This window comes from Saccharopolyspora sp. MMCC62, assembly GCF_057736575.1.
In genome coordinates this window covers 22,911-34,923 of sequence record NZ_JBYKCM010000006.1, presented here as the reverse complement: position 1 = coordinate 34,923, position 12,013 = coordinate 22,911, and the positions used below count along the sequence as shown (strand labels likewise).

The window sequence follows — 12,013 nt, the reverse complement described above, 5'->3', positions numbered from 1 at the left end:
ACCGCCCGGAGGCCGGGGTGCCCGCGGTCCGGCGGGCGCCCCGGTCGGTGCTCACGACAGCTTGAGCACCGGGTTCCGCTGGTCCAGCCAGGTGGCGAAGTCCAGGGCCCGTTCGACCGCGCTCCGCTGCTCGTGGGTGATGGTCGCCCCGTCGGCGGTGGTGGCGGCCTTGAGCAGGTCCGCGTCGTAGAACTCCAGCACCCGGTGGTCGGTCGCGATCAGCTCCGCGGCCTGCGCCTGGATGGCGCTGAGGTAGTTCGGGTCGAAGCTGCCCGGATAACCGCTCTTCTTCCGGTTGGCCACCGATTCCGGCAGCGTGTCGCGGGTGGCGCCGCGCAGGATGCTCTTCTCCCTGCCGTCGAAGGTCTTCAGCGACCACGGGGTGTTGAACACGTACTGCACCAGCCGGTGGTCGCAGAACGGCACCCGGACTTCGAGGCCGACCGCCATGCTCATCCGGTCCTTGCGGTCCAGCAGGGTCTGCACCATGCGGGTCAGGTGCATGTAGCAGACCTGCCGCATCCGCTTCTCCAGGCCGGTTTCGCCGTCCTTGATCGGCGCCGCGTTGACGGCGTCCCGGTAGTTGTCGCCGATGTAGGAACCGAGGTCGAGCTGCGCGCTCAGGCCGCGGTCGAGCAGCCCGGACGGGCTCAGCGGCGAGTCGACGAGCCACGGGAAGGTGTCCGCGTCCCGCTTGCCTTCGTCGTGGAACCACGGGTAGCCGCCGAAGATCTCGTCCGCCGACTCCCCGGACAAGGCCACTGTGGACTGTTCCCGGATCGCCTTGAACAGCAGGTACAGCGAGTTGTCCCGGTCGCCGAGGCCGATCGGGAGGTCCCGGGCGCCGACAGCGGCGGCGCGGACCGCCGGGTCGGACAGGGCGGCGCCGTTCAACATGATGTCGTCGTGGTCGCTGCGCACGTGCTCGGCCACGGCGTGCACGAACGGGGTGTCCTGGGTGGGGGCCACGTCGATCGCGCGGAAGTTCTCGGCCTGGTTGGGGAAGTCGACGGCGAAGCTGCGCACCGTCTCGCCCTGCTCGGCGAGCTGCAGCGCCGCGATGGCCGTCATCGCCGAGGAGTCCAGCCCGCCGGAGAGCAGGGTGCAGCGCGGCACGTCGGCGACGAGCTGGCGGGCGATGATGTCGTCGAGCAGCTCCCGCACGTGCGCGACGGTGGCGTCGCGGTCGTCGGTGTGGTCGCTCACCTCGAGCTGCCAGTAGCAGCGCTCGCGCAGCCCGTTGCGGTCGACGATGGCGAGGTGGCCGGGCTTGAGCTCCCGCATCCCCTCCCACACGGCGAAGCCGGGCGTCTTGGCGAACGAGAAGATCTCGCGCAGCCCGTCGAGGCCGACGACCGGTTCGGCGTCCGGGTTCGCCAGGATCGCCTTGGGCTCGGAGCCGAACAGCACGCCGTCGGCGGTCTCGTAGTAGTAGAACGGCTTGATGCCCATCCGGTCGCGGATCATCACGAGCTTCTCGGTGCGCTCGTCCCAGATCGCGAAGGCGTACATGCCGTTGAGGTGTTCGGCGAGCTGCTCGCCCCACTCCAGGTAGCCGTGCAGCACGACCTCGGTGTCGGAGTCGGTGTCGAAGCGGTGCCCGCGCCCGCGCAGTTCGTCGCGGAGCTCGGTGAAGTTGTAGGCCTCGCCGGAGTAGACCATGGCGACCGCGCCGTCGGGCGTGGCGACCTCCATGGGCTGCGCGCCGCCGGGCAGGTCGATGACGGCGAGCCGCCGGTGCCCGAGCGCGGCGTGCGGTGCGGCCCAGGTGCCCGCGGCGTCCGGACCGCGGCAGGCCATCGTTTCGGTCATGTCCCGCAGCACTCGGTCCTGGGTACCGAGATCACGCCCGTAGGAGACCCAGCCCGTGATGCCGCACATACGACCACCTCACCCATTTAGATAGCTGCCCAAACTAACGAAATGCACGCTAGTAGCCGCGGCCGATGATCACTGCGCGGCAAACGCGTGACGATGAGTGATGTGAATCATAGGTTTCGCACTGTTGCGGACACGTTGCGAATACCTCGCGAACAGGACGAATCCGATGCCCGTGCCGATAATCCTGCAACGAAGGCCGGACTTCTGCGACGAGGCCCGAACACGGGCGGCGACCGGCTACTCCCCCGCCGCGGCCTTCTCCGCGCCGACCGAGTCCAGGTGCCCGCGCAGCCGGTCGGCGGCCTCCGCGCGGTGCCCCGCCAGCAGCAGGTCCGCGATCTCCACGTGCTCGCGGCACCGCACCAGCGCGCGCTCCCGCGGCAACGTCCGCCGGTACTCCACCAGCCTGCGCAGCCGGTTCACCCGGCGCAGCGAGTCGAGGAAGAACGCGTTGCCCGAGCACCGCACCAGCACCTCGTGGAACGCGCTGTTGCGGTCGAACAGCTCCGCGGCACCGACCCGCCGGATCGCACCGTCCACGAGGTGCTGCTGCTGCGCGCGCACCTCTCGCACCGCGCCCTCGTCCAGCTGGAAATCCGGTTCGAGCAGCGCGGCCGGTTCGATCGCCGACCGGAACCGGTGGCCGTCCCGGTACGCGCCCGGCGAGGTGAGCATCGGCCGGAACCGCCAACCGTAGCCGGGCATCCGCTCGATCCAGCCCTCGGCACCGATCCGCTGCAGGATCCGGGACAGCTGCGCGGGCGTGAGCCCGTACTCGCGGGCGAGCCCGCTCTCGGTCACCCGCTCCGGCAGCCGCCCGTCCAACCGGTCCCCCGCGATCCGCAGGTAGGTCGCCTCGACACCGTCCCCGTCCTCGGCCGCCTGCGCGGCGTCCGGGACGCGCAGCACCGCGTAGCCGCCGCGCTCCCCCGCCGCCACCACGCCGTCGGCGGCGAGCAGCCGCAGCGCGCCGCGCACCGGCGAGCGCGACACCGCGAGGCGCTCCGCGAGCGCCCGCTCCACCAGGCGCGCGCCCGGCACGAGCCGCTCCTCGCGGATGTGCTCGGCGATGCGCGCCGCGATCTGCTCGACGAGGGGCGTCGCCATGTGCTCCCGGTCCTTCCGCGAGGTGGGCGGTGTGCCGAGCGAGCCTACTTCGGCGCCGGCGCCGGTTCCCGCCCTGCCGACGACGGGCCGCCCGGATCCCGCGGTGCGAACCCGGTGGAGCGGCTCCGGAGGAGGCCGTCAGGCCCCGTGCTCCGCGTCGACGCGGCGGGTCTCGCCGGTGGCCACCAGGGTTCGGGTGGCGTCGATCGACGCGTAGGTCCACAGGATGCGCATCGGCTCGGTGGTCGAGGCGTTGCGGAACCGGTGCGGCACCCCGGCATCGACGTAGGTCGTGTCGAAGGCGGTGAGCTCGTGCTCGACGCCGTCGATCTCGGCGATCGCATCGCCTTCGAGGATCACCACGCTCTCCGGGCAGTCGTGCGTGTGCAGCGGGATGCCCGCGCCGCCCTCGAACAGGGTCTGTCCGTTGAGGAACGTGGTGGCACCGCGCTCCCGGGTGACCAGCGGGACGGTGCGGGCACCACCACCGCGGGCGAAGGCGGGCAGCTCGGCGGGCCGCAGCACCGCGGCGGGGAAGGTCTCGCGCTCGGTCATCAGGGGCGCTCCTCGCGGATCCAGAGGGTCTTGACGTTGACGAACTCGCGGATGCCCTCGGCACCCAGTTCCCGGCCGTAGCCGGACTTCTTCACCCCGCCGAACGGCAGTCGCGGGTCGGAGGCGACGACGCCGTTGACGAACACGGCGCCCGCGTCGATCTCGGCGGCGATCCGCCGCGCCAGCGCGACATCGCGGGTCCACACCGCGGCGCCGAGGCCGAATTCGGTGCGGTTGGCCAGCTCCACGGCCTGCTCGGCACCGGAGACGCGGGTGATCGCGGCGACCGGGCCGAAGGTCTCCTCGTCGAACGCGGCCATGCCCGGTTCGACGTGGTCCAGCACGGTCGGCGGGTAGTGGAACCCGGGCCCCGGCACCGGTTCGCCGCCGGTGCGCAGCCGCGCGCCCGCGGCGATCGTGCGCAGCACCTGGTCGTGCAGGGCGTCGCGCAGGTTCGCGCGGGCCATCGGGCCGATCCGGGTGGCCGGGTCGGTGGGGTCGCCGACGGGCAGCGCTTCGGCGGCCGCGGTGAAGGCGGCGGCGAATTCCTCGGCGATCGGCTCGGCGACCAGGAAGCGCTTGGCGTTCACGCAGGACTGCCCGACGTTGGTGAACCGGGCCCGCACCGCGGCGGCGGCCGCGGCGGGCACGTCGGCGTCGGCGAGCACCAAGAACGGGTCGGAGCCGCCGAGTTCGAGCACCTGCTTCTTCAGCGCGTTCCCGGCCTGCCCGGCGACGATCGCGCCGACCTCGGTGGAGCCGGTGAGGGTGACCGCGGCGATCCGGTCGTCGGCGATGAGCTCGGCGACCACCGGCACCTCCACCAGCAGCGACCGGCACAGCCCCGCCGGTGCGCCCGCGTCCCGCAGCACCGCGTCGATGGCGCGGGCGCACTGCGGAACGTTGCCTGCGTGCTTGAGGATCGTGCCGTTCCCGGCGGCCAGCGCGGGCGCGGCGAACCGGAAGAACTGCCAGAACGGGTAGTTCCACGGCATCACCGCGAGGACCACGCCGAGCGGTTCGCACACCACCACCGCCGCGCCGTCCTCCGTCCGAACAGGACGGTCGGCGAGGAGCCCGGCGGCGTGCTCGGCGTAGTGCTCGCAGGTGAGCGCGCACTTGTCGATCTCGGCCTCGGCTTCGGTGATCGGCTTGCCCATCTCGGCGGTGATCAGCCGGGCATAGCGCTCCCGCCCGGCGCGCAGCACGCGGGCGATCTCGCGCAGCAGCGCGGTGCGCTCGGCGAGGGGTGTCCGGCGCCAGGCGCGCTGCGCGGTCGCGGCGGCCGCCAAGGCGGCCTCGACCTCGGCGGGACCGTCCACTTCGTACCGGGCCAGTTCGGTCCCGGTGGTCGGGTCGATGGACAGGATGCTCACGGGCGTGCTCCGTTCCGGCGGTGCCTGGGGCGGGGATCTGGGGGGCTCGGGGCGGTTCCGGGGTGCGGCCCGGTCGCGGTCGAGCGCGTCGAGGCGGGCCGCGGTGGCCCGGCGGAGCAGGACGCTAGCGGACGCACTGGTTTTTCTCAACGAACAAGTACCAGCGTTCGTCGATTTCGTTATAACGCCTGCTCGCCACGTTCTGCGCAGCTCAGATCGACCACATCGCAGGTTCGCGAACTCTTGACCGAACGAGGTTATAACCTCCAGGATGTCGCCGGAACGCACCACCCGAGGAGAGATCCATGACCGCACCCCGATCCGCCCGCACCTACCGACTCGGCCTGCTCGAAGGCGACGGGATCGGACCGGAGATCGTGCCCGCCGCCACCCGCGCCGTGGACGCCGCGCTCGCCGCCGCCGGCGCACCCGCCGTCGACTGGGTGCCGCTGCCGCTGGGCCGGGACGCCATCGACGAGCACGGCACGCCCGCACCGGAGTCCACGCTGGCCGCCCTCGACGAGCTGGACGCCTGGCTGCTCGGACCGCACGACAGCGCCGCCTACCCGGAACCGCACCGCTCGCAGCTCAACCCCAGCGGCACCATCCGCATCCGGTTCGGGCTGTACGCGAACATCCGCCCCGCCAAGTCCTTCGAGGGCGCGAAGGCGATGGTCCCCGGCACCGACCTGGTGATCGTGCGGGAGAACACCGAAGGCTTCTACGCCGATCGCAACACCCACGCGGGCACCGGCGAGTTCATGCCCACCCCCGACGTCGCGATCGCGCACGGCATCATCACCCGCCCCGCCGTGGAGCGGATCGCGCACACCGCGTTCCGGCTCGCGCGGAGCCGCCGCGGCAAGCTGACCATCGTGCACAAGGCGAACGTGCTGCGGCTGACCACCGGCCTGTTCCGCGACGTGTGCCGGGAGATCGCCGAGCAGTACCCCGACGTCACCGTGGACGACTTCCACATCGACGCGATGACGGTGCACCTGCTGCGCCGCGCCCCCGAGTTCGACGTGATCGTCACCGAGAACATGTTCGGCGACATCCTCTCCGACCTCACCGGTGAGCTGGCCGGTTCGCTGGGCATCGCGCCGTCGATCAACGTCTCGGACCGGCAGGGCATGGCCCAGGCATCGCACGGCTCCGCCCCCGACATCGCCGGGAAGGACCTCGCGAACCCGACCGCCATGATGCTGTCCAGCTCGATGTTGTTGCGGTGGCTGGGAGATCGGCACGAGGACGCGGGCCTGCGCGCCGCCGCGGCCGCCCTGGACGCGGGAGTCGCCCGCACCGTCGAGGCCGGGACCTGCACGCCCGACATGGGCGGGTCCACCGGGACGACCGCGTTCGCCGACGCCGTCGCCGCGGCCATCGCGGACGCGAGATGACCCGCCCGCTCGTGGCGTTCGTGCACGCCGCGCCCGCCGCGGTGGAACCGGCGAACGCGGCGCTGCGCGAGGCGTTCCCGGAGGCGGACGCCTGGAACCTGCTGGACGACCGGCTGGTCGCCGAGGCCGACGCGGCGGGCGGGCTCACCCCGGCGCTGCGCAGGCGGATGCTGGGGCTGATCCGGCACGCCGTGGACGGCGGCGCGGATGCGGTGCAGCTGAGCTGCTCGATGTACGGGCCCGTCGCCGGGCTGGCCCGGCAGCTGTGGTCCGCTCCGGTGCGGGGCGCCGACGACGCCGCGTTCGCCGAGCTCGCCCGCCGCGGCCGGGCCACCGCAGTGCTGGTGTCCTCATTGGACAGCGCGCTCGCGGAATCGGCCGGGCGGCTGGACATCGCGGCTCCCGAGGCACGAGTCCTGCCCGCGCTCGCGCAGCCGGCCGACGCCGGTTCCCTCGCCGCGGCGGTGCGCCCGCACCTGCCCGCCGCCGACCTGGTGCTGCTCGCGCAGTACTCGCTGAGCCCGCACGCCGCCGGGCTCGCCGCGGACCTCGGCACCGAGGTGCTGAGCCCGCCGCTGCTCGCCGCCCGTGCGCTGCGCACGCGGCTGCTCGGCGCCGCCTGAGCGGACCTCGGGCCCGCACCCCCAGCAACGACCCCGCACCCCGGTGGGGGGGGGGGGGGGGGGGGGCGGGGCGGGGGGGGGGCGCCGGGGGGGGGGGGGGGGCCGCGCGCCGCCCCCCGCCCCCCCCCCCCCCCCCCCCCCCCCCCGCCGGGGGGGGGGGGGCCCCCCCCGCCCCCCCCCCCCCACCGCCGGGAGCAGCAAAGGAGCAACGATGCTCGCCGTCCTGGGCTTCGCCACCCTCGGCGTCTTCATGGCGCTGGTGATGCGCCGCTACCTGACCGCCTTCGTCGCCATCATGGCCACCCCCGTCGTGTTCGCCGTGGCCGCCGGGTTCGGCGGGCGACTCGACGAGATGATGCTGAACGGCCTGGAGATCGTCGCCCCGACCGCGATCCTGCTGCTGTTCGCGGTGCTGTACTTCGGCGTGATGATGGACGCGAAGCTGTTCGACCCGATCTCGCGGGCCATCATCCGCATCTCCCGGGGCGATCCGGCGCGGATCTGCGTCGGCACCGCCGTGCTCGCGCTGCTGGTGGCGCTCGACGGGGACGGCACCACCAGCTACATGATCCTGTGCTCGGCGTTCCTGCCGATCTACCTGCGGCTGGGCATCAACCCGCTGGTGCTGGCCGCGATCGCCACGATGGCGCTGGGCACCATCTCCGGCACCACGCCGTGGGGCGGGGCGGCGACCCGCGGGATCAGCGTGCTGCACCTGGACTCCACCGACTACTTCGTGCACATGATCGCGCCGATGGCGCTGACCTCGCTGGCCATCATCACGATCTCCTGGCTGCTGGGGCGCGCTCAGCGCAAGCGCATCGACCGCGCCGTCATCGAGGAGTTCGCCGCCGAGATCGCCGAACAGCGGGTGGACCGCGACGGGCGCACCTGGCGGACCTGGTTCAACGCCGGGCTCACGGTGCTGCTGCTGGTGCTGCTGGTGTTCGGCGTCGCCGAGCTGGTGAACCTGTTCATGCTCGCGTTCGTCGTCGCCCTCGTCGTCAACCACCCGCGGCTCGCGGACCAGGCCGAGGTCGTCAAGAAGCACGCGAGCAGCGCGGTCCCGGTCGTGATGCTGGTGCTGGGCGCCGGGATCTTCACCGGCATCATGACCGACACCGGCATGACGAAGGCGATGGCGGACGCGCTGCTGTCGGTGGTGCCGGCGTCGATGGGCAACCTGCTGCCGCTGTTCACCGCGGTGATCAGCCTGCCGCTGAGCTTCTTCATGTCCAACGACGCGTACTTCTTCGGGGTGCTGCCGGTGCTGGCCGAGTCCGCGGGGCACTACGGGATTCCGCCGGTGGAGATCGCCCGGGCCGGGGCGATCGGGCAGATGATGCACTCGATCGGCCCGACCTCGGCACCGCTGTGGGTGCTGCTCGGCCTGGTCAAGCGGGACCTCGGCGAGTTCCAGCGCTTCGCGCTGCCCTGGGTGCTGCTGGCCTCGGCCGCCTACATCGCCTTCGCCGTCCTCACCGGCGCGATCAGCGTGGTGTGACATGCGGTTCCCGCATGGCCGAGGTGCGGAAACCTCGCTTGTGGGCATGGGTCGGCGGGCGGAGGCTGGGTGGTGTCCGCGGAGGGCGGCGTGGTGGCCCGGGAACCACCTCGCCCTCCCACCCAGTGGAGGAAGCAGATCAGCATGACCACGTGGTTCATCACCGGCGGTTCCCGCGGCCTCGGCCGCGAACTCGTCGAGCAGGCGCTGCGGCGCGGCGATCGGGTCGCCGCCACCCTGCGCAGGCCCGAACGGCTCGACGACCTCGCCAGGGAGCACGGCGACCGGTTGCGGCGGTGGAGCCTGGACGTCACCGACACCGCCCGCATCGAGCAGGTCCTCACCGAGGCCGTCGCCGCGTTCGGCCGCATCGACGTCCTGGTGTCCAACGCGGGCTACGGCGTGTTCGGCGCGGCCGAGGACCTCGCCGACGAACAGGTCGAGCAGATGATCGGCACCAACCTCACCGCGTCCATCCAGCTCGCCCGCCGTGCGGTGCCGCACCTGCGGGCGCAGGGCGGCGGGGTGTTCGTGCAGCTGTCCAGCATGGGCGGCCAGATCACCTTCCCCGGCTTCGCGATCTACCACGCGACGAAGTGGGGCGTGGAGGGCTATTTCGAGGCGCTGGCGAAGGAGGTCGAACCGTTCGGGATCAAGACGGTGCTGGTGGAGCCCGGCCAGGTGCGCACCGGTTTCTTCGACGCCGCCGAGCGGGTCCCGGCCGGTGAGCCGTACCGCGGCGGGCCCGCGGACCGGGCGCCGACGCCGGTCGAGGAGATGGTCGGCAGCCCCTCCGGCATCGCGCACGCGATCATCGAGGCGGCCACGTCGCCGGCGCCGCCGCTGCGGCTGCTGCTGAACTCCGACGCCTACGAGCTGGTCACCACCGCGGTGCGCGAACGGCTCGCCGGGTGGGAGGCCCAGCGCGAATCGGCGGGCGCGGCCGACGCCGAGTTCACCGGCGCCTAGCACCGATACTGGACGGCATGTCGGAGTTGACGCTCACCGGACTGCGGGTGCTCGTCGAGGTCGCCCGCCGCGGCTCGTTCACCGCGACCGCGGAGGCCCTCGGGTACACGCAATCCGCGATCTCCCGCCAGATCGGTGCCGCCGAGGACGCCGCGGGCGGCCCGCTGTTCGAGCGGCAGGCCCGCGGTGTCCGCCCCACCCCGGCGGGCGAGGTGCTGCTGCGGCACGCGAGGAAGGTCGTCGCCCACCTGGAGGCGGCCGACCTGGAGATCGCGGGGCTGCGGGACCGGCTCGCGGGCCGGCTCGCGGTGGGCGCCTACCCGACGGCGGCCGCGGTGCTGGTGCCGCGGGCCATCGCCCGGCTGCGGGCCGAGCATCCCGGCCTGGACGTGGACCTGCGGGAAGCGGGCAGTCCGGCGCTGCTGCGCCGCATCCGGGCGCGGCGGATCGAGGTGGCGGCGATCGCGGTCGGCGACGGGCTGCCCGACTACGACCTGGACGGGCTGCGCACCGAACCGCTGGAGCCCGGACCGGGGCTCGGGGTGGCGGTGAGCGCGGGGCACCCGTTCGCGGCGCGCGACCAGGTGGACGTCGCCGAGCTCGCCGACCAGGTGTGGATCGCGGGCACCGGGGAGGAGGGCGCGCCGCAGTTCGGGGCATGGCCCACCCTCGACCGGGCGACCATCGGGCACACCGCCGCGAGCTGGCAGACGCGGCTCGGCATGGTCGCCGCCGGGCTCGGCATCTCGGTGCTGCCCGGCCTGGCCGCCGCCACCGCCCCGCGCGACGTGCGCTGGATTCCGGTCCACGACTCCGGATTCACCCGGCGCAGGCGGACGCTGCTGGTCACGGCACCGGAGCCCGCCCCCGCCGCGCAGGCCCTCGTCCGGGCGCTGCACGACGAACTCCCCACCCTGATCACCAGGTGAACGGCCCATTCACCCCGGTTCCCTGGGCGAATGGGCCATCGACCTCGGTCATCCCGCGGGGGTCAGCCTGCCGGTGAGCCTGCCGTGCATGGTGGCGCTGGGCTCGTTCAGGCCGGTGATCTCCACCTGCTTGCCGCGGGACTCGTACTTGGTGGTGATCGCGTCGAGCGCGGCCACCGTCGACGCGTCCCAGATGTGCGCGGCGGACAGGTCGATCGTGACGTGCTCCGGGTCCGCGGCGTAGTCGAACCGGGACACCAGTTCGTTGCTGGAGGCGAAGAACAGCTCCCCGCGCACCGCGTACACCACGTGCCGCCCGTCCGGATCGGTGACGGCGCTGACCTCCACCAGGCGCGCCACCCGGCGCGCGAAGATCACCATCGCGGTGATCGAACCGACGACGACGCCGACGGCGAGGTTGCTCGTGGCCACCACCACGGCGACCGTCACCACCATCACGACGCTCTCCCCCGCGGGCAGCCGCTTCAGGGTGCGCGGCGCGATGCTGTGCCAGTCGAAGGTGCCGAACGCGACGAGCACCATGACCGCCACCAGCACCGCCATCGGCATCCGCGACACGACCGGCCCGAACACCAGGCACAGCACCAGCAGGAACACCCCGGCCAGGAACGTGGACAGCCGGGTGCGGGAACCCGCCGTCTTCACGTTGATCATCGTCTGGCCGATCATCGCGCAGCCGCCCATGCCGCCGAACAGGCCGGTGACGATGTTCGCGACGCCCTGCCCGATGGACTCGCGGGTCTTGTTCGAGCGGGTGTCGGTGATGTCGTCGACGAGCTTCGCCGTCATCAGCGACTCCATCAGCCCGACGAGCGCGAAGGCCAGCGCGTACGGCGCGATGAGCTGCAGGGTCTCCAGGGTGAACGGCACCGCGGGCAGCCCGGGCTCCGGCAGCGAGGACGGCAGCGCGCCCTTGTCCCCGACCGTCGGCACCGCGATCCCGGCGGCGATCGTGGTCGCGGTGAGCGCGACGATCGCGACCAGCGGCGCCGGGATCACCTTGGTGAGCCTGGGGAACAGCACCATGATGGCGAGCCCGGCGGCGAACAGCGGGTACACCGCCCACGGCACGCCGATCAGCTCCGGCACCTGCGCGGTGAAGATGAGGATGGCGAGGGCGTTGACGAACCCGACCATCACGCTGCGCGGCACGAACCGCATCAGCTTCGCCACCCCGAGCGAGCCGAGCAGCACCTGGAAGATCCCGCCGAGGAGGACGGTGGCGACCAGGAAACCGAGCCCGTGCTCGCGGCTGATCGGTGCCACGACCAGCGCGATCGCCCCGGTGGCCGCGGAGATCATCGCCGGGCGGCCGCCGACGATCGAGATCACCACCGCCATCGTGAACGACGCGAACAGGCCGACGCTCGGGTCGACCCCGGCGATGATGGAGAACGAGATCGCCTCGGGGATCAGCGCCAGTGCGACGACCAGTCCACCGAGGACCTCGGTGCGGGCGACCTTCGGCGACAGCCACGACGGGCGCGCCCAGGCGGGGGCGGCGGAGTTCGACACGGGGTTCCAGACGTGCTCGGGCGCCGCGAGCGGCGCGGAGGGGTCCTGCCGCCGGACGCGGCGGCGGTGCGGCGGGCGACCCGCAACTCTCCCCTTACGTTAGACGAGACCGTCGCGCGGACTCCAACCCCGC

At 72.7% G+C, this 12,013-nt stretch carries 10 protein-coding genes; 5 read left to right on the top strand and 5 right to left on the bottom strand.

Annotation, left to right across the window (positions count from 1 at the left end):
• Positions 1-51 precede the first annotated feature (51 nt).
• From asnB to AC29IT_RS15660, 4 genes are all read right to left on the bottom strand, one after another.
• Positions 52-1,881, bottom strand: coding sequence for an asparagine synthase (glutamine-hydrolyzing) (asnB, locus tag AC29IT_RS15675; RefSeq protein WP_488219168.1), 1,830 nt, complete (start codon positions 1,879-1,881; stop codon positions 52-54).
• Between the two features lie 237 nt (positions 1,882-2,118).
• The gene (locus AC29IT_RS15670) at positions 2,119-2,988 is read right to left on the bottom strand and encodes a GntR family transcriptional regulator (RefSeq protein ID WP_488219167.1); all 870 of its coding nucleotides are present in this window, start codon (positions 2,986-2,988) and stop codon (positions 2,119-2,121) included.
• A 138-nt stretch (positions 2,989-3,126) separates the two neighbouring features.
• Positions 3,127-3,543 carry a cupin domain-containing protein gene (locus tag AC29IT_RS15665; protein WP_488219166.1) on the bottom strand — a complete coding sequence of 139 codons (417 nt, stop codon included), beginning with the start codon at positions 3,541-3,543 and terminating at the stop codon, positions 3,127-3,129.
• The gene (locus tag AC29IT_RS15660) at positions 3,543-4,919 is read right to left on the bottom strand and encodes an NAD-dependent succinate-semialdehyde dehydrogenase (RefSeq protein ID WP_488219165.1); all 1,377 of its coding nucleotides are present in this window, start codon (positions 4,917-4,919) and stop codon (positions 3,543-3,545) included. Before AC29IT_RS15660 ends, AC29IT_RS15665 begins: the two co-directional genes overlap by 1 nt.
• Positions 4,920-5,224: 305 nt before the next feature.
• On the opposite strand from AC29IT_RS15660, the gene AC29IT_RS15655 reads away from it, so the two are divergent.
• The 5 genes from AC29IT_RS15655 (at position 5,225) to AC29IT_RS15635 (ending at position 10,344) form a co-directional block, all read left to right on the top strand.
• The gene (locus tag AC29IT_RS15655; RefSeq protein ID WP_358446298.1) at positions 5,225-6,319 is read left to right on the top strand and encodes an isocitrate/isopropylmalate dehydrogenase family protein; all 1,095 of its coding nucleotides are present in this window, start codon (positions 5,225-5,227) and stop codon (positions 6,317-6,319) included.
• Entirely contained in the window at positions 6,316-6,942 is a 627-nt protein-coding gene (locus tag AC29IT_RS15650) for an aspartate/glutamate racemase family protein (RefSeq protein ID WP_488219164.1), read from the top strand. The genes AC29IT_RS15655 and AC29IT_RS15650 overlap by 4 nt, the downstream gene beginning before the upstream one ends.
• A 211-nt stretch (positions 6,943-7,153) precedes the next feature.
• Entirely contained in the window at positions 7,154-8,446 is a 1,293-nt protein-coding gene (locus AC29IT_RS15645) for a CitMHS family transporter (protein ID WP_488219163.1), read from the top strand.
• Between the two features lie 144 nt (positions 8,447-8,590).
• On the top strand, positions 8,591-9,415 hold the full coding sequence (locus AC29IT_RS15640) for an SDR family oxidoreductase (RefSeq protein WP_488219162.1): 825 nt from the start codon (positions 8,591-8,593) through the stop codon (positions 9,413-9,415).
• Positions 9,416-9,432: 17 nt separating this feature from the next.
• On the top strand, positions 9,433-10,344 hold the full coding sequence (locus tag AC29IT_RS15635; RefSeq protein WP_488219161.1) for a LysR family transcriptional regulator: 912 nt from the start codon (positions 9,433-9,435) through the stop codon (positions 10,342-10,344).
• Positions 10,345-10,392: 48 nt separating this feature from the next.
• Here AC29IT_RS15635 and AC29IT_RS15630 read toward each other — a convergent pair whose 3' ends face one another.
• Entirely contained in the window at positions 10,393-11,880 is a 1,488-nt protein-coding gene (locus AC29IT_RS15630) for a SulP family inorganic anion transporter (protein ID WP_488219160.1), read from the bottom strand.
• Positions 11,881-12,013: the final 133 nt, after the last annotated feature.